19 protein-coding genes are annotated in these 20817 nt (G+C 63.0%); 4 read left to right on the top strand and 15 right to left on the bottom strand.

Features of this window, described 5'->3' with window-relative positions; genetic code table 11:
• The first annotated feature begins 125 nt into the window (after nucleotides 1-125).
• Complete coding sequence (flgK, locus tag H2O77_RS09330; protein ID WP_215822745.1) at nucleotides 126-1757, top strand: flagellar hook-associated protein FlgK; 1632 nt, start codon at nucleotides 126-128, stop codon at nucleotides 1755-1757.
• A gap of 10 nt (nucleotides 1758-1767) precedes the next feature.
• The gene (gene flgL / locus H2O77_RS09325; RefSeq protein ID WP_215822743.1) at nucleotides 1768-3027 is read left to right on the top strand and encodes a flagellar hook-associated protein FlgL; all 1260 of its coding nucleotides are present in this window, start codon (nucleotides 1768-1770) and stop codon (nucleotides 3025-3027) included.
• Nucleotides 3028-3147: 120 nt separating this feature from the next.
• On the opposite strand, the gene fliR is transcribed toward flgL, so the two are convergent.
• The 13 genes from fliR to fliF form a co-directional block, all read right to left on the bottom strand.
• A complete protein-coding gene (gene fliR / locus H2O77_RS09320; RefSeq protein WP_240548563.1) occupies nucleotides 3148-3945 on the bottom strand; it encodes a flagellar biosynthetic protein FliR in 798 nt (265 codons plus the stop codon).
• A gap of 60 nt (nucleotides 3946-4005) precedes the next feature.
• Nucleotides 4006-4275, bottom strand: coding sequence for a flagellar biosynthesis protein FliQ (fliQ, locus tag H2O77_RS09315; protein ID WP_054556620.1), 270 nt, complete (start codon nucleotides 4273-4275; stop codon nucleotides 4006-4008).
• A 119-nt stretch (nucleotides 4276-4394) separates the two neighbouring features.
• Nucleotides 4395-5117 carry a flagellar type III secretion system pore protein FliP gene (gene fliP, locus H2O77_RS09310; protein WP_276315193.1) on the bottom strand — a complete coding sequence of 241 codons (723 nt, stop codon included), beginning with the start codon at nucleotides 5115-5117 and terminating at the stop codon, nucleotides 4395-4397.
• Between the two features lie 74 nt (nucleotides 5118-5191).
• On the bottom strand, nucleotides 5192-5803 hold the full coding sequence (fliO, locus tag H2O77_RS09305; protein ID WP_215822741.1) for a flagellar biosynthetic protein FliO: 612 nt from the start codon (nucleotides 5801-5803) through the stop codon (nucleotides 5192-5194).
• 13 nt (nucleotides 5804-5816) lie between these two features.
• Nucleotides 5817-6287 (bottom strand): flagellar motor switch protein FliN, encoded by a 471-nt coding sequence (gene fliN / locus H2O77_RS09300; protein ID WP_215822739.1) that lies wholly within the window; start codon nucleotides 6285-6287, stop codon nucleotides 5817-5819.
• On the bottom strand, nucleotides 6280-7296 hold the full coding sequence (gene fliM / locus H2O77_RS09295) for a flagellar motor switch protein FliM (protein ID WP_215822737.1): 1017 nt from the start codon (nucleotides 7294-7296) through the stop codon (nucleotides 6280-6282). The genes fliN and fliM overlap by 8 nt, the downstream gene beginning before the upstream one ends.
• Nucleotides 7297-7302: 6 nt before the next feature.
• On the bottom strand, nucleotides 7303-7791 hold the full coding sequence (fliL, locus tag H2O77_RS09290; RefSeq protein WP_215822735.1) for a flagellar basal body-associated protein FliL: 489 nt from the start codon (nucleotides 7789-7791) through the stop codon (nucleotides 7303-7305).
• A gap of 178 nt (nucleotides 7792-7969) precedes the next feature.
• The gene (locus tag H2O77_RS09285; RefSeq protein ID WP_215822733.1) at nucleotides 7970-9454 is read right to left on the bottom strand and encodes a flagellar hook-length control protein FliK; all 1485 of its coding nucleotides are present in this window, start codon (nucleotides 9452-9454) and stop codon (nucleotides 7970-7972) included.
• Nucleotides 9455-9480: 26 nt separating this feature from the next.
• On the bottom strand, nucleotides 9481-9930 hold the full coding sequence (gene fliJ / locus H2O77_RS09280) for a flagellar export protein FliJ (RefSeq protein WP_215822731.1): 450 nt from the start codon (nucleotides 9928-9930) through the stop codon (nucleotides 9481-9483).
• Nucleotides 9931-9970: 40 nt separating this feature from the next.
• Nucleotides 9971-11329 (bottom strand): flagellar protein export ATPase FliI, encoded by a 1359-nt coding sequence (gene fliI, locus H2O77_RS09275; RefSeq protein ID WP_215822729.1) that lies wholly within the window; start codon nucleotides 11327-11329, stop codon nucleotides 9971-9973.
• Nucleotides 11330-11339: 10 nt separating this feature from the next.
• Nucleotides 11340-12245, bottom strand: coding sequence for a flagellar assembly protein FliH (locus H2O77_RS09270; protein WP_215822727.1), 906 nt, complete (start codon nucleotides 12243-12245; stop codon nucleotides 11340-11342).
• Complete coding sequence (gene fliG, locus H2O77_RS09265; RefSeq protein WP_192838828.1) at nucleotides 12238-13236, bottom strand: flagellar motor switch protein FliG; 999 nt, start codon at nucleotides 13234-13236, stop codon at nucleotides 12238-12240. Before fliG ends, H2O77_RS09270 begins: the two co-directional genes overlap by 8 nt.
• Nucleotides 13229-15007 (bottom strand): flagellar basal-body MS-ring/collar protein FliF, encoded by a 1779-nt coding sequence (gene fliF, locus H2O77_RS09260; RefSeq protein ID WP_215822725.1) that lies wholly within the window; start codon nucleotides 15005-15007, stop codon nucleotides 13229-13231. Before fliF ends, fliG begins: the two co-directional genes overlap by 8 nt.
• A 269-nt stretch (nucleotides 15008-15276) precedes the next feature.
• Here fliF and fliE point away from each other — a divergent pair, with 269 nt between their 5' ends.
• A complete protein-coding gene (gene fliE / locus H2O77_RS09255; protein ID WP_240548562.1) occupies nucleotides 15277-15639 on the top strand; it encodes a flagellar hook-basal body complex protein FliE in 363 nt (120 codons plus the stop codon).
• 211 nt (nucleotides 15640-15850) lie between these two features.
• Here fliE and H2O77_RS09250 read toward each other — a convergent pair whose 3' ends face one another.
• A complete protein-coding gene (locus H2O77_RS09250; RefSeq protein WP_215822723.1) occupies nucleotides 15851-17128 on the bottom strand; it encodes a FliC/FljB family flagellin in 1278 nt (425 codons plus the stop codon).
• A gap of 460 nt (nucleotides 17129-17588) precedes the next feature.
• On the opposite strand from H2O77_RS09250, the gene H2O77_RS09245 reads away from it, so the two are divergent.
• On the top strand, nucleotides 17589-18347 hold the full coding sequence (locus H2O77_RS09245; protein WP_215822721.1) for an RNA polymerase sigma factor FliA: 759 nt from the start codon (nucleotides 17589-17591) through the stop codon (nucleotides 18345-18347).
• Between the two features lie 215 nt (nucleotides 18348-18562).
• Here the strand turns inward: H2O77_RS09245 and H2O77_RS09240 are convergent, their stop codons facing one another.
• Nucleotides 18563-20164 carry an MFS transporter gene (locus H2O77_RS09240; RefSeq protein ID WP_215822719.1) on the bottom strand — a complete coding sequence of 534 codons (1602 nt, stop codon included), beginning with the start codon at nucleotides 20162-20164 and terminating at the stop codon, nucleotides 18563-18565.
• Between the last annotated feature and the right edge of the window lie 653 nt (nucleotides 20165-20817).

The following is a 20817-nucleotide window of genomic DNA, read 5'->3' as shown; positions in this document are numbered from 1 at the left end:
CTGGCAACTATTGCTGCCTAGGGCCTCAAGTTGGCGTCTGACGCGCCGATAATCACAGCATCCGTGCGCCGGTGTGGCGTCATTCACCTTCTCCTCTTTCCCATTTTTCCTTTCAGGTAAACGCCATGGCCAGCAGCATGTTGAGTATCGGTGTCAGTGGTCTGCAAGCCGCCCAGACGGCGCTTGCCACCAACAGCAACAACATCGCCAACGTCTACACGCCGGGCTATAGCCGTGAAACGGTCGAACTGAGTGGCAGCAGTGGTGGCGGTGTCAGCGTGGCGTCGATCAGCCGCCAGACCGACAGCTATCTCTCGGCGCAGCTGGACAGCGCCATGAGCGCCAGCACGGCGCTTGAGACCCACGAAGCCAACATCAGTCAGATCGACAATCTGCTCGCCGATGACGAGGCGGGCCTGGCGCCGTTGATGCAGGAGTTCTTCGGCGCCATCGAAGGCGTGGCCAGTCAGCCGAGTGATCCGGCGGCGCGCGAGAGCCTGCTGGGCAGCGCCGAGAGCCTGGCCGGGCAGTTCAATGCCTTCTCCGCCTATCTGGATGACATGGATTCTGCGGTCAATTCACAGCTCGGCGATGTGGTCGGCGACATCAACACGGCCACCAGCCAGATCGCTTCGCTCAACGAGCAGATTTCCCTGACGCGTGCGCGTACCGGCGAAGAGCCACTGGGCCTGCTGGACCAGCGCGATCAGGCGGTGACCGACCTGCAGTCGCTGGTCGGCGTCGAGGTGCAGGAACAGGATGGTCGGCTGAGCGTCAGCCTCGGCAATGGCCAGCTGCTGGTCAACGGCAGCAGCAATTACGAACTGGCCGTGGAGCCAGACCCGCAGGACATGAGTCGTTCGGTGGTCACCTACAGCGTGGCGCCGGGCGTGACCAGCGCCATCGATGAGGGGCAGCTCGAAGGCGGCACCCTGGGCGGGCTGTTGAGCTTCCGCGCCGACAGCCTCGAGCCGACCCAGAACCAGCTCGGCCAGTTGGCCGCGGGGCTGGCGTTGACCTTCAATGCCCAGCACGCCGACGGTGTCGACGCCAATGGCAACGCGGGGGGCGACTTCTTCACTCTCGGCGATCCGGAAGTGCTGCCGGCCAGCGGCAACGCCGCCGGAGCGGACCTTGAGGTGACATTCGCCCCCGCCACCCAGCAGGAAGGTGACGACTTCTACAGCGTCGCGCTGACCGGTGATGACTACCGCCTGAGTCTTGACGGCGGCACCTACCAGCTGGAGAACCTCAGCAGCGGCGCCGTGCAGACCCTGACCCCGGACAGCGAAGGTGTGATGCGCCAGGATGGCCTGGAGTTCACCGCCACCGGCATGGCGGACGGTGACAGCTTCACCATCCAGCCGACGCGCAATATCGCCGACACCTTCGGGGTCGCGATCGACGAGGGTGCCGAGATCGCGGCGGGTTCAAGCGATGCCAGTCTCGACAACCGCAACATTCTCGCCCTGCAGTCTCTGCAGAGCAGCGACGCCCTGGGCAGCGCCGGCAGCTTCAATGATCACTACGCGTCACTGGTCAGCCAGGTCGGCAACCAGACCCGTCAGGTGCAGGTCAACCTGGAGGCTCAGCAGGGCCTGACCGAGCAGCTGTCGGCGGCAGACCAGTCGATCTCTGGGGTCAATCTGGATGAAGAAGCCGCGGACCTGATCCGTTATCAGCAGTATTACCAGGCCAACGCCCAGGTCATCCAGACCGCGTCGACGGTGCTGGATACCATTCTGAACATCCGTTAACGAGGCCGTGATGCGCATCAGTACCCAAACCCTCTATGCCCAGGGCGTCACCTCGATGCTGGATCAGCAGGCGGCGTTCTCCAAGGTGTCCGAGCAGCTGGCCACCGGCAAGCGCGTGGTCAATCCCTCGGATGACCCGAGTGCGGCCAGCCAGGCGGTGACGATCTCGCAGTCCCAGGCCGTCAATGAGCAGTTCAGCGACAGCCGCACCACGGCGCGCAACAACCTGTCCATCGAGGAAAGCGCGCTCAATCAGGTCACCGACACCATCACGCGTGTCCAGAGCCTGATCGTGCAGGCGGGCAACGGCACCCTCAGTGACAGTGACCGTGATGCGCTGGCCACCGAGCTTGAAGGCAGCCGTGAGGTGTTGCTGGGACTGGCCAACAGCACCGACGGCAACGGCAACTATCTGTTCGGCGGCATGAGCGGTGACACGGCGCCTTTTGGCGAGGATGGCAGCTATCGCGGCGATGATGAGCAGCGCCAGCAACGCGTCGACAGCTCGCGCCTGATGGAGGTCAACCATACCGGCAGCCAGATCTTTGGCGGCGTGGCATCCGGCAATCAGCAGCTGGCCCGCCAGACCAGCGAGAGCGAGTCGTCACTGCCGATCACCTTCAAGGGGCCGGAAGTCGTCGATGCCGCGGCGCGGGTCGATGGCGCGGCCTACAGCGTCAGCATCGATGCCGCTGGCGTCACGATCAGCGGCACCGATGCTGACGGCAATGATCTCTCGATCCTGGATGGCGAAGGCAACCCGCTGCCATCGCCCGTGGCGTTCAGCGATGGCATGACGCTTGCATTCAATGGCCTGTCGATGACGCTGTCCGGTGATGAGCAACAGGTCGCTGAGGCACAGGCAGAAGGCAAGGCAACCCAGCTGGTGGTCGAGGAGGGCGAGGCCAGCGCCGATCTGTTCGCCAACCTGGATGGCCTGATCACTGCGCTGAGCACGCCGATCGAGAGCGAGGCCGACCAGGCCGCCTTCAACAACGCCATCTCGACCGCCAGTCGCCAGTTCAGCAACAGTCTCGACAATGTGCTGACGGTGCGCGCCGATGTCGGCACCAAGCTCAACGAGCTGGATTCACTGGATATCATCGGGGATGACCGTGAGCTCAACTATGCCTCGACCCGCTCGGACCTGATCGATCTGGATTACAACGAGGCGATCTCCGACTACTCGCTGACCCAGGTGGGGCTGCAGGCCTCCCAGCAGGCGTTCTCGGATATCTCGGGCATGTCGCTGTTCGACTATCTGCGCTGAGTGATGGCGTGACCGCGTTCGAGGAAGTATGAAAAAGCCGCACTGGATACTCGCTCTCGCGATGGCATTCGGTGCGGCTCTTGCGTGCTGGTGATTGCTTTTCAGATCAGTGCTTGCGTGTCATGGCGTCGTGCCCAGGCCTTCATGCACGGCCTGGAAGGCGCCCAGCGCCTGACGGAACAACAGCGACAGCCAGTCCGTCATGCCCGGCATCATCAGCCACAGCATCGCGATGCCCAGCAGCAGGGTCAGCGGGAAGCCGATCGAGAACACCGACAGCTGCGGTGCCGAGCGGTTGAGTACGCCCATCGCCAGGTTGATCGCCAGCAGCGAGGCGACCAGCGGCAAGGCCAGCAGCAGGCCGGCGCTGAACAGGCTGGCGCTCCACAGCAGCAGATTCTCGAGCCCGACCGGCCCCATGCGGCGCAGGTCGAGGGGAATCTCGTGGAAGTGGGTGACCAGGATTTCCAGTACCAGCAGATGGCCATTGAAGGCCAGAAACAGCAGCATGGCCAGCATGCCCAGCAGACGCGACAGCACCTGGGTATTGGTGCCGGTGTCGGCCGAGAAGAAGCTGGCGAAGGCCAGCCCCATCTGCAAGCCGATGAACTCCCCGGCCGCCTCGACGATGGCGAAGGTGATGCGCATCACCAGACCCAGTGCCAGGCCGACGCCCATCTGCAATGCCAGCTGCCAGACGGCGGCCGGGCCGAGCACATCCACCGGGGGCGGGCTATCGACCAGCGGCGCGATGATCAGCGCGAGGCCAAAGGCCATCAACAGGCGCACCGGCGTGGGCAGGCTGCGGTGACCGAACAGCGGCGCGCTGATCATGAAGCCGGACAGGCGCGCGAAGGGCCACATCACGCTCAGCAGCAGGGCCTGGAGATGCTCGGGGGACAGCAGGTCATTCGGCAAGAGGGTGTCCTCCCGCCGGGCTTGCGTCAGGTCTGTTGGCGATGCTCATGCAGGCGTCGCTCATCCGATCAGGTGCGGGAAGCCGGTGAAGACGCTGCGCGTGAAGTCCATCAGCGTCTCCAGCAACCAGGGGCCGGCCAGTACCAGGGTGCCGAACACGCCGAGAATCTTGGGAATGAAGGACAGGGTCATCTCGTTGATCTGGGTCGCGGCCTGGAACAGGCTGACGATCAGGCCGATGAACAGGGCGCTGGCCAGCAGCGGGCTTGCCACCAACAGGGTGATGTACATGGCATGCGAGGCCAGGCTGGTGATGACTTCAGGTGTCATGGCGGCGCGTTCTCGATGGGCAGATGGGAGGTGTCGAGGCTGGCAGTGCACGGTTGCGCGTCACGACTAGAAAGCCCGGTGACGGCGTGATGTCAGGGCCTGGCTCAGTAGCAGCTCTCTCAGTAGAAGCTTTCGGCCAGCGACCCCAGCAGCAGCTGCCAGCCATCGACCATCACGAACAACATCAACTTGAAGGGCAGCGAGATGGTGGCGGGTGGCACCATCATCATCCCCAGCGCCATCAGTACGCTGGCCACCACCAGATCGATGATCAGGAAGGGCACGAACAGGCTGAAGCCGATCTGGAAGGCGGTCTTCAGCTCGCTGGTGACGAAGGCCGGCAGCAGCACCCGCCACGGCACGTCCTGCGGGGTCTGGATTTCCTCGACCTTGGCCAGGCGCGCGAACAGCGCGATATCCGGCTCGCGCACCTGACCGAGCATGAATTCGCGCAGTGGATCGCCACCGCGTTCGATGGCTTCCTGCAGGCTGATGGCCTGGCTGTCATAGGGTTGCCAGGCCTCGTCGTAGATGCGCTCCAGCACCGGCGACATCACGAAGAAGGTCAGAAACAGCGCGATGCCGACCAGCACCTGATTGGGCGGCGCAGACGCGGTGCCCAGCGCGGTGCGCAGCAGGCCCAGCACGATGATGATGCGGGTAAAGGCGCTCATCATCAGCAAGGCGGCCGGCAGCAGGGCGAGGCCACTGAGCAGGATCAGCGTCTGGATATTCAGCGACCAGGACTCGCCGCCGTCCGGCAGTGGCTGGCTGGTCAGGCCGCTGAGCACATCGGCGTGCGCCGCTTGGCTGGTTAGCAGGCATGCCGACAATGCGATCAATAACCCTGTCAGCAGCTCTCTTGTCTTCAGCCTTCCTGCTTTCTTCAAGCTCGGCGACAACCTCACCAGCCCCGTCATGAGCGTGGCTCCGCGTCATCTGTCTTGTCTGAAGTACCACGCTGGGGCGTAACAGAAGGTGCATCAGCCGGCGAGCGTCTGGCGAGGCGGTCGCGCAGCAGCTCGGCAAAGCCGGCCGCGGCGCCGCTACTGCCTGTTGCGGAGGCAGGCGAGGTCAGCGATACGTCGTTCGGAGTGCTGCCAGCGTCTGCGGGCACCAGGCCGCCATTCTCGGCCGTCAGCTCACCGAGGGAGGTGATGCCTGCCGGCCCGACGCCCAGCAGCAATTGCTGATTGCCCACCGCCACCACCACCAGGCTCTGCTTGTGACCCAGCGCCAGACGCGCCAGCGGGCGCAGGGCAATGCGATTGCCGCGCAGTGTCTGGGCACCGCCGAGTGTCTTCATCAACCATGCCAGCAGCAGGATCACCCCGATCACGCCGGCAAGTGCCAGCCCGGTATTGACCAGGCTGGCCGCGCCCAGCGGTGAGCTGTGGCCTGTGTCGGCATTAATGTTTGCGTCGCTACCGAGAAAGGCCGGTGACGGCGCCTGGGTGGTGGCGTTGGTATTGGTATTGGGGCTGGCATCCGGCAGCAAGATCGCGCCGTCAGGGGCATCGGAGGTCATGACAGGAACAGCCTTAGCGGTTGAGCTTCTGTACCCGCTCATTGGGGGTGATGATTTCCGTGATGCGGATACCGTACTTGTCCTCGACCACGACCACCTCGCCCTGAGCGACCAGATAGCCGTTGATCAGGATGTCCATCGGCTCACCGGCCAGGCCATCCAGCTCGATCACCGAGCCCTGCGACAGCTCCAGCAGCTGCTTGATGGTCAGGCGCGTGCGCCCCAGCTCCACGGTCATCTTGACCGGGATGTCCATGATCATGTCCAGCTCGCGCGGACGTGCGCCGCCACCGCTGCCATCGAGAGGCTCGAAGATGTCGCCGCCCTGGGGGGCAGCCTCGCTCTGCTGTTCTTCCAGCGCCTTGGCCCACTCGTCGCCCATCTGCTCGGTCATCGCATCGGCCCAGGGGTCGTCAGTGCCGGATGTCGGGGAATTCGGGGTGGCCTTGGGCGCGGGCGCGTCTGGCGAATTGGGCTCACTCATCGCCGCTGTCCTCGCTGGCAGTGTTGATCGGATGATTGATGATACGGGTCACGCGCAAGGCGCGGTGGCCATTGGCGCGACCGAAACCGGCTTCGAGCACCGGCACATTGTTGACGTAGGCGTTGACGCGCTCGGGCTTCTCGATGGGCAACACATCGCCCACGGCAAGTTCGGCCAGCGCGCCCAGCGTGGTGGTGATGCTGGCAAAGTCGGCGTGCAGCTCGATATCGGTGGCGCGCACTTCCTTGCGCAGGCGCTCGCCCCAGCGGCTGTCACCCTCGGCGCTGGTTTCCTGCAGCGGGCTCGAGAGCAGCTCGCGGTGCGGCTCGATCATCGAGTAGGGCAGGCAGATCTGGAAGTCGCTACTGTGATTGCCGACCTCCAGATGGAAGCTGGTGCACACCACGATCTCGTTGGGAGAGCTGGTGATATTGGCGAACTTGACCTGCATCTCGCTGCGCAGATAGTCGGTTTCCACGGCGTAGACCGCCGACCAGGCGTCGCGGTAGGCATTCAAGGCCAGCTGCATCAGGCGCTGGATGACGCGTTGTTCGGTGCGCGTGAATTCGCGACCCTCTGACTTGGTCACGAAGCGGCCATCGCCACCGAACAGGCTGTCGACCACCATGAATACGAGACTGGGCGGAAACACCAGCATCGAGGTACCGCGCAGCGGCTTCATGGTGAACAGGTTGATGTTGGTTGGCACCGGCACGTTGCGGGAAAATTCGTTGTAGCTCAGGAACTGCACCGGCCCGGCAGTGATATCGGCGCCGCGGCGGATCAGGTTGAACAGCCCCATGCGGAACTGGCGGCTGAAGCGCGAGTTGATGATATCCAGGGCATGCAGGCGATCCCGGATGATGCGGTGCTGGCTCGCCGGGTCGAAGGGGCGAATGCGCGCTTCGCCGGGCGTGCTCGAGGCGTCAGCCGTCGCACCGCTGTCACCGTTCACGCCGGAGAGCAGAGCATCGATTTCGTCCTGTGACAGCAGATCGTCTTGAGCCATAGCCAGTTATTGCACGATGAAGTCGTTGTACAGCACGCCGGAGATGGCCAGTGGCTGGCCGCCTTCACTGTAGGGGCGCGAAAGCGCCTCGGTCAGGGTGCTCTGCAGCGTCTGCTTGCCGGCCTGGGTGATCAGCTCATCCGGGCTCTGGCCCGACAGCAACAGCAGCAGACGGCTCTTGAGTTCGGGCTTGAGTTCTTCCACGCGCGCCACCGCGTCCTGATCGGCCATCTTGAGCGTGATGCCGATATAGAGCAGGCGATTGCCGCGCGGGCTCTCCAGGTTGACCGTGAAGGGCGCCAGCGGCATGAAGACCGGCGGTGGCACGACCACGACTTCCGGCTCGGCGTCCTGTGCGGCCTTCTGATCACTGAGCATCGGCAGTGCGAAATAGACGGCCACTAGCGCCGCGATCACGGCACTCATCAGGCTGATGACCCCGATCAGCAGCCAGGAGCGACGCTGACTGGTGGGGGTGGTGATAATCGTTGACATCGTGGTGCGGTGTCCCTGGAGTCGGTAGCGGGGCCAGTATGACCGAAGGCGTGGTTATCGAACGGCGGAATAACGCCACGTGCGAGCGCTTACTTGAATGATGACGCGTCAGACGGGCTCATCTGACAGCTACCTGACGGGAGCCGCTGACACAAGCACCTGGCAAGCGCCAGGCCTGTCATGCCTGCCATTCACGCTGCCCCCAGGCTGCCTGGGTTGCACTTGTGAGATTGCTTGTGAGATTGCCCGTGGCGAGGCTTCCCTCCATGGCGTCAGCGCTTGTGTTGGCATCACTCGCCGGCTGACCCTCGAGGTGCTGGGCGAACTGGCCCTGATTGGCCGAGTTGTCCGCCGCCTCGTCCGGTGTGTCGTCCGGTGTGTCGTCCGGAGTACTGAAGCTGATCGCCGTCAGCTCGTGACCCCGGGATTCCAGCGCCTGACGCAGCTCGCTCAAGGATGACTCGACAGCCGAACGCACCTGTTGGTGGCCCGCGACGAAGTGTGCACTGGTGCCCTGTTCGCCGATGTTGAGGCGAATGGTCAGCTTGCCCAGGTTGGCCGGATTGAGCGCGATCTCGGCCTGTGGCGACTTGCTCAGCTGCATGCGTACCACCTGCTCGCTGAGTGCCTGTTGCCAGGCCTGTGTGCCGACGCTTGCGGGAATCAAGGCTCCCGCCTGTGGCGCCATGCCCGCTGGATTGGCTGCTGGACTGCCGGCAGCATTGAGCATGGCGGTGCTGCCTGCAGCGCTCGAACTCGACGCACCGACTGACACGCCAGCCGTTGACGCACCCGAGAGCAGGGACTGATCGCCACCGCTACGTGAAGAATTGGCATCAAGCAGGGCGCCGTCGGCCTTGGCGGTGATGCCTTCAATGGCCTCCTCGGTCAGCGGGCCCAGCGCGCCATCCGTCAGCGAGGAGGGCGCATCCGTGCTCAGGCTGCCTGCCGCTGTCGCGGGGGACCTGCCGGTGGGCGTCTGATCCGCAATGGCGCCGTCCAGCCCCGCCGCCGCAGGGTTGCGCAGCGCGGCGAGCCAGTCACCTTGCAGCGCCGAGTTGCCTGCCGAGTTGGCCGCTGTGCTGCCCGCTGAAGAGAGTGCCTGCGCGCCAGCGGGCGTTGCCGCTGCCGCTTTCAGTGCTGCCTCGTCGCTGCCAGAGGCGCCTTGGCCGCCTTGCGTGAGTTGCTGCAGCTGTTGCATGCGCGAGATGCCGCGCTCGACGCTGCTATCCAGCCGTGAGGCCTCGAGTGACTGCGCTGATCGCTGTCCTGCTGTCGGGCTTGCCGATGAGGGCTGGGCAGGCGGGAGGTTGCCATTCTGGAGGGCGGCAGCGACCGGGTCCGGAGTGGGCGAGGCCTCTGACGACGCTGACTGAGTCTGCTCGAGGTGCTGGGCATGCTTGTCTTCAGTGGCCTCGCGACGCTCGATACGCTGCTGCTGTGCGTCTTTCGTTTCTGTCTGCACTTGCACCTGCGCCGCTTGCCTGTCCTGCTGGCGATCCTCACGCTGGGCGCGTGACAGATGTGCCTCGAAGGCGCTCTCAGAGGAAGCCGAGCTGACATCGTCGCGCGAGCGAGTCTCCTCAGAGGAGGCCTTGGCGCTGGTCGGCGCCCTGGTTGGCGAGGTGGCCGACAACATCGAGATGCGTGCAGTGTCCGTCATGGTGTCACTCCTCCTACTGGCCGTCTTCAGCCATTGGCACGGCGTAACCAGGCCTGGGTGGCTTGCTCATCGCTCTGGCGTTGCTCGGCGGTACGTGCCTGCAGCGCGGCGCTCAGACTGGCGCGATCCGCCAGGCCCTGCCAGGCCGCGTGAGTCTGCTGTTCCTTCACCAGCCGCTGATGCTGATGGTGCGTCTGGGTCTGTTCCTGGGCCACCCGCATGCGACATTGGGCAATCGCCTTGTCCAGCGAGGCGATGAAGGCCTGATAGTTGTGCCAGCTGGCCGGGTCCAGCCCCTGAGTCAGGCGTGCCTGCATCTGCTGGCAGTAGTCGAGACGGTATTGCTCGAGGGTGACCAGTTGCTGGGCGGCGGTTTCCTGACGCTGACGCTGACTGGTGAGCTGGCGTGCAGCGCCATCACGCCGGCGCTCGCTCAGCCGGGTCAGGGTGTCGAAACGTGACGATGAGATGGCCATTCAGTGAGAATTCCCGATCAATGACAGGTGAAGGCGGCCATCATGGCTGGGCCAGCAATTGTTCGAGCATGTTCGTACTATCGGCAAGACTTGCGTGCTGTGTAGTGCCTTGTTGCAGGAAACGTCCCATCGGCTCGTGCAGGCGCACCGCGGCGTCGAGCACCTTGTCGTTGCCGGGCTGGTAGGCGCCGATGGCGATCAGGTCCTGATTGCGCTGATAACTGGAATAGAACTGCTTGAAGCGACGTGCACGGGTGAGCTGCCGCTCCGGCGCCACCGCCGACATGGCGCGGCTGATGGAGGCTTCGATATCGATGGCCGGGTAGTGGCCGCTTTCCGCGATGCGCCGCGACAGCACGATATGCCCATCCAGAATCGCGCGGGCACTGTCGGCAATGGGGTCCTGCTGGTCATCGCCTTCGGTCAGCACGGTATAGAAGGCGGTGATCGACCCGCCGCCACGCCGGCCGTTGCCGGTGCGTTCCACCAGCGCCGGCAGCTTGGCGAAGACCGAAGGCGGATAGCCCTTGGTAGCCGGTGGCTCACCGATGGCCAGGGCGATCTCGCGCTGAGCCATCGCGTAGCGGGTCAGCGAATCCATGATCAGCAGCACATTCTGGCCCTTGTCACGCAGGGACTCGGCGATGCGTGTCGCGTAGCTGGCGCCCTTGAGGCGATGCAGCGGTGTCATGTCGGCCGGCGTGGCCACGACCACGGCGCGCTTGAGGCCTTGTTCGCCGAGAATGTTCTCGATGAATTCCTGCACCTCGCGCCCACGTTCGCCGATCAGGCCGACCACGATCACATCGGCATCGGTGAAGCGCGCCATCATGCCCAGCAGCACACTCTTGCCGACGCCAGAGCCGGCGAACAGCCCCATGCGCTGGCCTCGGCCGACGCTCAGCAAGGCGTTGATGGCGCGAATGCCGACATCCAGCGGCGTGTCGATGGGCGCGCGCTCCAGCGGATTGAGCGGACGGCTCTCCAGCGGCGCATGTTCGACATCTTCCAGCGGACCGAGGCCATCCAGCGGTCGACCCACGCCATCGACGACCCGCCCGAGCAGCGCTTCGCCGACCGGGTAGCGTCGCTCGCCGACATTGCCATGCCCGAGGGGAAACACCCGCGCCCCCGGTGCGACGCCACTGAGCGGGTCGATGGGCATCAGGTAGAGGGTCTGATCGGCGAAGCCGACCACCTCGGCCTCGGCCGGCGGCAGGTTTGCGCCCAGCTCGATCAGACAACTGGCACCCACCGGCAGGCGCAGGCCGACCGCTTCCAGCACCAGGCCGGTCGCGCGTACCAGGCGGCCATTGCTGCGCTGGGGCTCGAGGCTCTCGACGCGCTCACGAATGGCGCCCAGCGCGCTGCGCCATTGCTGTGCGGAGGAGGTGCTCATGGCGTGTCACTCATGTGCGATCTCCTGCCAGCTCAGTGCGTGCCTGCTCTGGCTGTACATGTTCTGACGACTGGCGGTGCACGATGCGCGAGCCGCTGGCCTCGTCCTTGCCATGCAGGCTGCCGTCGGCGCTGCCGCGATGGCGCAGCTGGCGTGACAGCATTTCCAGGCGACTCTCGAGGCTGGCATCGTGACAGCCGCTGTCGGCTTCGGCGCGACACCCGCCGAGGCTCAGGCTGGCGTCCGGCAGACATTGCCAGCCCAGCTTGGCGAGCTGTTCGCCCATCGCCTGCTCGACGCGCGGCAGGTCGTCCGGATTCAGGTAAAGACGCGGACGGCCGATCAGCGGCGGATCCGCCGCCAGCAGGCTGCGCACGCTGTCGATGATGTGCTCCGGATGGGCACGAAATGCCTCACGGGCCAGATGCTGTCCGACGCTGATGGCCAGTGCCGCCAGTTCATCGCTGATCTGCTCATCCAGGCACGCCAGTGATTGCTGCAGGTTCTCGATCAGCGGTGCCAGCTGTGCGGCCTGTTGTTCGAGCGCCAGCTGGGCGGTCTCGGTCTGACGCGCCGCCTGCTCGGCGGCTTCCTGCCTTGCACGCGCCAGACCCGCTTCATAACCGGCTTTCTCACCCGCGGCATAGCCTTCGTCACGCGCCGCCTGTTGCTGCTGTAGCGTCTCCTGCTCGAAGGTCGAACGGGCACGCTGCGCCATGCGCCGAATCAGGTCGACATCCGGCGCCGCAGTGGGCGGCATGCCGGCTTGAAAGCCGCCACCCGACTGGGGCGACGCGGGCTTGCCATCCAGCGCGTCAAGTTCCAGCGGCTGCCACTGATGCATGTCATCGCTGCCTGCCACGTCGCGCTCGGCCCACGGGTCAGGCGCGTCATGATGCGGATCAGAACTAGACATAGTCCTCGCCACCGCTGTTGATCACGATCTCGCCGCTGTCGGCCAGTCGACGCACCGTCTGCAGGATGCTCTTCTGCTCGGCCTCGACCTGGCTGACACGCACCGGCCCGCGCGCCTCCATATCATCACGCAGCATCTCGGCAGCACGCTGCGACATGTTCTGCAGGAATTTCTGGATGATCGCCTCGGGGGAGCCCTTGAGCGCCGTGACCAGCGTCTCGTTGTCGATTTCCTTGAGCAGCAGCTGGATGGAGCGGTCCTCGAGCCCGACCAGGTTCTCGAACACGAACATCTCGTCGATGATCTGCTGCGCCAGACTCTCGTCGTGATTGCGTACCGCCTCGAGGACCTGCTCTTCCTGCTGACCCGGCATCAGGTTGAGTATCTCGGCCGCGGTGCGAATGCCGCCCATCTTGCTGCGCTTGAGGTTCTGGCCACTGAGCATGTTGCTCAGCACTTCGGTCAGCTCCTGCAGGGCCGCCGGTTGCACGCCACTGAAGGTGGCGATACGCAGCAGCACATCGTTGCGCAGGGTGTCGGAGAAATGCTCGAGAATCTGCGAGGCCTGATGGCGCTCCAGATGCACCATGATGGTGGCGATGATCTGCGGGTGTTCGTCGCGGATCATCTCGGCCACCAATGGCGGCTCCATCAGGTTCAGCGTCTCGATGCCATTGTTCTGACCGGAGCTCTCGTAGATGTCTTCGAGCAGCGAGCTGGCGCGCTCCTGCCCCAGCGCCTTCACCAGCACCGAGCGGATATGGTCGGTAGACAGCAGGTTGACGGCGCTGAACTGCTCGCTATCGGCGTGGAATTCCTCCAGCGTCTTCGCCATCTGCTCCTGGGTGACCTGCGGCATGTTGGTCATCGTCGCGCTGAGCTGCTGGATCTCCTGGGCAGACAGGAACTTGAAGACCTCTGCGGCGCTGTCCTCGTCGAGGCTCATGATCAGGGCCGCGCTGCGTTCCATGTTCGTCAGTGTCTTACTCATGGTGACTCATCCAGTTCTTGAGGATCATGGCGACCATGCGCGGGTCATCGCGGGCCATGTCACGTGCATCCTTGAGGTTCTGCTGATAGGTGGTCGGCGTGCGCGGGCCACTGGCCGGCGCTGTCTGGCTCGCCATCATGCTGCCCAGCTCGCCATTGGCCGTCGCCAGGCCAGACTCCATGCCGCCGATACCACCCACGGCGCTGCCGGCTGCCTGAGTGCCGGGCGGCTGACCGATGGTCTGGTAGGCTTCCTGCGGACGCAGCAGCGGCTGCAACAACGGGCGCAGCAATTTGCGATACAGCAGCCAGGCGATGAAGCCGATGATCAGGTAGCGGCCAAGCTCGATGGCCAGCGCCTGCATCTCGGGATTGTTCAGCCACTTCTCCCACCACTGCTGTGGCGGGCCGGCGTTCTGCTGCTCGGCGGTCATGAAGGGCGCATTGATCACGCTCAGGCTGTCGCCACGCTCGGCATTGAAGCCCATCGCCTCGCGCACCAGCGAATCGATCTGTGCCAGCTGGTCGTCTGCCAACGGTTCGCTGGTCGGGTTGCCGTCACTGTCCATGATGCGGCGGTGATTGATCACCACCGCCACCGAGAGATTATCGAGGCGACCCAGGCGCGCACGGGTGTGGCGCACGCGCTTGTTGACTTCATAGTTGATGGTGCTGCTGCGCTGATAGTTGCTCAGACCGCTGGCCGCGTCGTCAGTCTGTGTGGTGCCGTCAGCATTCGCCGCGTCATCGGCATTGATGGGCGAGGCGGCAATTCCCGGGGGCGTGTTGGAGAGGGCACCCGGCACGCCGCCGATGCCGAGCATCTCGCCGGCGCCGGTATTGTTGAGCTGTTCACTGCGCACCGCTGCGCTGCCCGGCTGCTGATTGGGCGTGTAGTGCTCTTCGGTCTCTTCGGCGTGGGAGAAATCGAGCTGGGCGCTGACCTCGGCGCGGAAGTTGTCGCGTCCCACCAGTGGCGTCAGCAGGGCATTGATGCGCGATTGATAGCTGCGCTCCAGTGCCTGGGCATATTCCAGCGCACTGCCATCGAGATTGAGTGCATCGCCTGCCGGGCGCGACAGTGGATTGCCGTCCTGATCGACGACGGTGGTGTCTTCGCTGGCCAGGCCCTGCACGCTGCCGGCCACCAGATGCTGGATGGCCTGGATCTGACGTGCCTTGAGCTGCTGGCCGCCCTTGAGTTCTACCACCACGGACGCCGTCGCTGGGCGGCGCTCGCGCACGAAGACAGAATCTTCCGGGAGTGCCAGGTGCACACGGGCGCTGGACACCGGCTCGAGACTGGCGATGGTGCGCGACAGCTCGCCGGACAGGGCGCGCTGGTAATTGACGTGTTCGGTGAACTGGCTGATGCCGAAGGCCTGGGTATCCATCAGCTCGAAGCCGGAGCCGCCCTGGCTAGGCAGGCCCTGCTGGGCAAGTGCCAGACGCAGGCGATAGACATCCTCCTTGGGGACTTCGACGGTGGCGCCTTCATTGCTCAGCCGATAGGGCACGCCGGTCTGCTCCAGCTGCGCGACGATCTCGCCGCCTTCGCTGGCGGGCAGATCACGATAGAGCACACTCCACTGGGTGCCAGCGCCCCACAGCAACAACGCGACGATGACGGCCACGCTGAAGGCGGCCGCCATGATGAGCGGCAGACGTGGCAATGCCGCCAGGCGCGCCAACAAGGGATTGGCTGGCTTGTCCGATGATTCTGAAGTCGTCGAGGTGCCCGACTGGGGCGCTGTCTGGCTGGGTGTACTCATGCAGATGTCCGATAAGCGCCGTGGTCTGAACTCGCAGCGGGTGATTCCAGCAAGCAGGGCGAAACATGAAAACGATGGACCAACAATGTCGCGTTTCGCAGCGCCTTCTTGCGTAGGCTGGCCATTATCGAAGCTGGGCGCACATCCAATCAGACGAATAGCGTCGCAAAACAGGGGTATTAGTCACTTTCAGCCGCTCGACTGACTGGTAGTCTGAGCCCCACTGAAAGCGGCAGACGAATGGCGCACGTTGAGAAAGGAGAGGCGAGATGGCGATTGAGGCAGTCGGCGCGGCGATGTCATCCGCGATGACGGGCAGTCTGCAGCAGCTCGACCAGATGGCGGTGCAGGCGGCCGGGAGCAACGCTCAAACGGTGGGCGCAGTGTCAGAGGCCAGCGGCACTGATGCACAGGGCTTTGCCGGCATGCTCAAGGATTCGCTGGCGCGCGTCAGCCAGTCACAGCAGGTCGCGGCAGGCCAGGCTAGGGCCTTCGAGCTGGGCAGCCCGGATGTCAGCCTCGATCAGGTCATGGTGGCAGGCCAGAAGGCCTCACTGGAATTCGAGATGACCGTGCAGGTACGCAACAAGTTGCTTAGCGCCTACAAGGAAATCATGAACATGGCGGTGTGATTCCTATCCGCATTCAGACAAAAAAGGGCAGACGCGATGCGTCTGCCCTTTTTTGTTTTCTGGCGGTGGTGCTGGATATCGCTGGCGGAGATTGAAATGCAAGAGCGCTGTTGACTAAAAAAACCAATATCAACAAGGCCACTATCCTCTGCCAGCGACGGGCCTGCCACTCTTGCTGAGTGACAGGCCTATGCAGCATGCGAGCCAGAGATCAGCCCAGCAGTGACAGCACGTTCTGCGGCACCTGGTTGGCCTGGGTCAGCATGGAAGTCCCCGCCTGCTGCAGAATCTGTGCAGTGGTCATGCTGGACACTTCTTCTGCGTAATCGGCATCCTGAATACGCGACTGGGCAGAGGCCAGGTTGGTTTCAGTCGTCGCCAGGTTGGTGATGGCAGAATCGAAACGGTTCTGCACGGCACCGAGGTCGGAACGCATGCTGTCTACTTGCTTCAGGGCGGAATCAAGAGCGGCCAATGGGTCGGTTGTTTTTTCAGTTGTGGATAATTCACTTCCTGCTGTAACTACTCCATCAGTACCCACTGAGGCTTCATAGTATTCCACATTAGAACCGCTGCCTTTTACTAATATGAACTCACCATCAGTGGTTTCTTTTAAGTCATCATACGATGAAGAATATGAAGAGCTATCTATTGTAACCAAAGACTCTACGGCAGATCCGTTATTGACAGTTGTCGCATTTCCATCTTTGCTAGCACCACCCGTTAATCCAGTTGTGGATGCAGTAGAATTACTGACCTCCCCAGTAACAGGGTCGATTACTGCGTCAGTATATGTAATGCTACCGGCGCCATCGTCGGTTTCAATTGCATAGCGCGTTGTGCCGCTATCATCATAGCTTACGAGTGTTTCTTTACTATCAAGGTTACTTGTATCAGCCTTAACGCTAAATGAAGTTTCGGTAGCGGTAGTTGCGGACAAGGTGTCAGTATCAAAACCTTCGGCAACACTAAATGCACCAAGCCCAAGTGTTGATGAATTAACTTCTGAAAGGCTGATGGAGATCGTTTCGCCATCATTTGCACCAACTTGTATGTTAAGAGAATCGTTGGTGTTCAGTACATCTACACCATTGAAGCTGGTCTGTTCTGAGATTCTATCAATCTCTTCCATTCTCAAGGTGATTTCGTCCTGAATCGACTGCAAATCGTCTGCATTGTTAGTGCCATTCTGCGCCTGAACGGTCAGTTCACGCACACGCTGCAGGTTATCGTTGACCTGATTCAAAGCACCTTCAGCGGTCTGGGCGACAGAGATGCCGTCGTTGGCGTTACGCTGCGCCTGGGACAGGCCGGTGATCTGGGAGTCCATGCGGTTGGCGATGGCCTGGCCGGCGGCGTCGTCCTTGGCGCTGTTGATGCGCATGCCGGAGGACAGACGTTCCATGGAGGTGTTCAGGGCGTTCTGGGACTGATTCAGGTTCTGCTGAGTCACCATGGAAAGGGTGTTGGTATTGATCACTGAAGCCATGTGTCACTTCCTGTCGTAATGGGGAGATAGATGGCGTGTCGCCAGTAACGACTCCTGTGCCGTTGCTTCAGTTATCGTCGCGGCGCGGCAGAACTTTAGAAATTTTTTGCGGCCTTTTGACCTTTCTCATTCCGGCTGTCCCGCTGGCTTTCCTTACGCGCTCTTCTTGCGGGCGCTCCTCGCTCCACTCTCGCTCCACCCTCGCGACATTCTGTCGACCTGCTGGTGGGAATTCTGTATGCCTCGCGCTCACTCACTGTCTCTTCCTGTCTTCCTTCATTTCCGCCTCCCCGAGGCAGAGTGGCGACGTAAGGCAGGAAAGCCGTCGCTGAGGGTAGCTATTCGAGCGAATGGTTTGTGGCGGGGGCGCGACAATACGCTGGGAACAGGAGTCCCGAGGATGGGGGCACGACCCTGAGTCAAACGACCCCGAGGGATGCAAGCGAGGACCAGGACGCTGATGTATACCGCCAATGGGCGCATGGCCCAGCAGGATATCTACACCGAGTATCAGCCGCTGGTGCGCCGCATCGCGCTGCAGCTGCAGGTGCGCTTGCCAGCGAGTGTCGATCTCGAGGATCTGATTCAGGCTGGCATGTTGGGGCTGTGTGAATGCGTGGGCCGCTATGAGCAGGGCCACGGCGCCAGCTTTGCCACCTATGCCAGTCAGCGCATCCGCGGCGCGATGCTGGATGAGCTGCGCTCGCGCGACTGGTTGCCGCGCAGTGTGCGCCGGGCCGGTCGCGAGCTTGAGAGCGTGATCCAGCAGCTTGAGCAGAGCCTGGGCTATCCGCCCGAGGAGACCCAGATCGCCGCTGCCATGGGGCTTGAGCTGGAAGATTACCGACGCCTGCTGCTGGACACCAACAACGGCATGGTGATGTCGCTGGACGAGATGATGGATGAGGAAGGCGGGCTGGCGGGTGGTTATGTCTCGCCTGAAGCGACGCCCTTCGCCACACCGTTTGCCTTGCCGCATGATGCGCTGGAAGAGGCCGATACGCGGCGGGCCTTGAACGAGGCCATCGCGCGGCTGCCGGAGCGCGAGAAGCTGTTGATGGCGCTCTATTATCAGGAGAAGCTCAACCTCAAGGAGATCGGCGCGGTACTCGATGTCACCGAATCGCGTGTCTCGCAGCTGCATTCCCAGGCCGTGCGCCGGCTGCAGGGTGTGCTGGCACCGCATCTGGTGGCACGGGCGGGCAAGCGTCGTCGCTGAGTCTCTATCCTGAGCCTCTATCGTTGTGAGCCTTCTTCGTTTCCCCGAACTTTATCCTCTCGCTGTACCGTCTTGCTGTTACGCCTGCCTTGTTTCTGCTGTCCCAGTTTCTCCTGTCTCAGTTTCTTCTATCTCAGTTTCGCCCGCCCCAAACAAGAACACCGCCCTGAGAGGCGGTGTTCTTGTCTATCACTCGAGCATGTCGTCAGACGTGTTCAGTAGCTCTCGCGCTCCGGCTCCGACTTGACGCGGCGCTCCTCTTCGCTGAGGTGCTGGGCCTGCTCATCGATATGGCCATCCAGATGCCAGTCGTCTTCCATGCCGGTGACGCGGTCGTTCATCACGCCTTCCTCATTGTCGACCTGCTGCACGACGCCTTCCTCTGCTTCAGCGGAGGCTTCCTGTTGCTGGGCAGCGAGTTCTTCCTCGCTCAACTCCGGCTCAGGTTCGGCATCGAAGTCGAATTCCAGCTGACCGGTTTCCGGCTCGGTGATGGCTTCCTCGACCCAGGCGGCGCTCAGCGGGCTGGTGGTGGAGGGCGCCACCACATAGTGGCCGGGGTGATCGCCTTCCTCGGCATCCAGTTCCTGACGCGGCTTGCTGGTGACACTGGCGGCCAGAATCACGATCAGCACGTGAATGGCGGTCAGGGTATAGAGGAAGCCGACGGCCCCGAAGCGCTCCATCAGCAGACCCGCGGTGAGCGGGCCCAGAATCGCGCCCGCGCCATGCATCAGCACCAGCGTGCCGCTGGCGGAGATGATCTGTGGCGTGGTCAGAAGGTTGTTGGCCGCCGCCAGGAACAGCGAGTACTGGGTCAGGATCAACCCGCCGAGGCCTGCACCCAGCAGCGCCATGGTCAGCATGCTGCCACCACTGAACGGCACGCCGCCGATGGACAGCGCGATCGCCCCGAGACTGCAGCCCAGAATCACCTTCTTGGCCGACAGCTTGTCGGAGAGCTTGCCCAGCGGCCATTGCAGCAGGGCGGCACCCAGAATGAAGGCACCCATGAACCAGGAGACTTCCTGCACCGGCAGGCCGGCGCGGTCGGCATACACCGCGCCCATGCCGAAGACGGTGCCGTTGGCGATACCGGTGGCGAAGCCGCCCAGGGTGCCCAGCGGTGCCAGGCGCAGCAGGCGAACGATCCCCATCGCCTCCGGCTGCGCGCCTTCCGGTTGCGGCGAGGCGGACAGCAGCATCGGCACCAGCGCCAGCGACATGATCACCGACACCAGGATGAACAGCAGATAGGTGTCCGGGTTGGCGACGTTGAGCAGCAACTGGCCGCCGCCCATGCCCAGATAGGTAATCACCATGTAGATGGCCAGCAGGCGGCCACGCATCTGGTTGGTCGCCTGGCTGTTGAGCCAGCTCTCCGCGACCACGTAGAGGCCGGCGAAGGCGAAGCCGGTGATGAAGCGCATGGCGATCCACACCTCGGGCACCACATAGAGTGCGTGGATCAGGATGCACACCGAGGTGATGGAGGCCAGCGCCGCGAAGGTGCGCACATGGCCGACCCGGCGCAGCTTGCGGGGCGCAAGCGTCGAGCCGAGCAGGAAGCCGGCGAAGTACGCCGACATGATGATGCCCGTCATGGTGTTGCTGAAGCCTTCCGAAGAGGCGCGAATCCCCAACAGACTGCCCTGCAGTCCGTTGGCCAGCATCAGCATCCCCATTCCCAGCAGCAGCGACCACAGAACGACCGCTGCGCCGAGACTGCTGGTCGGCTGCAGTCGTTTGCGCGAGGTGTCGAGCGGCTCGGTCTCGAAGGTGGGAGTGGGTATGGCTTCCTGCTGGGGGTTCGGCATGGAAGGGGGCCTCATCGGTCAGGGTCGGGACCGTGGGAGCGGTGCCGACGAGATGTCAGGTACGACACTTGCGTGCGTGATGTTGGTCAGTCGTGGTCGGTCCTTGCGGGAACGGCGCTCAGTCTACCGACCGAATCCGGAGTCTGCGACCCGTGGTGCGCCATTGTGTGGTTGAAAGGCGACATATCGTGAAATTTGTCTCAAGGATGTAATGAGGTGGATAAATATACAGCACCTCATGAAATCATGACCCGACATGGGCTCGGGACACGCTGGCGCTGTAAAAGCACGGCATCTTGCAATGGACAATATCGTCAAGCTCCCTGCTGGCGGGGCCTGCGCGAGGGTTGGCCCTCTTGCATCGCTGGATGCACTCCTTGGCAACACACGCTGATGACACCACATGGTCGAGCGTTTCGTACGCCATAGGTCTCGGAAAACCCGAGGGGTGGATGTATATACAGTGATGGGAATGGAGTGAGATAGCACCTCAGCGTCGAAAAAGCGCCGATCTGTCGCATGGTCGAATGGTCAGCGACCAAAGTAGATGCGAATCTGCCCGAGGACACACTCAACAACATCATAATCAAGAGGTTATTCATGACCCTGACCGCCGCACTCGCCAACGCTGATTCCGCCTCCGGAACTGACAC

Origin of the sequence: Cobetia sp. 4B (assembly GCF_018831605.1) — a bacterium.
In the GTDB taxonomy this organism is placed as follows: domain Bacteria; phylum Pseudomonadota; class Gammaproteobacteria; order Pseudomonadales; family Halomonadaceae; genus Cobetia; species Cobetia amphilecti.
The sequence above is the reverse complement of the archived record's forward strand: the minus strand, read 5'-3'. Positions and strand labels throughout refer to the sequence as shown.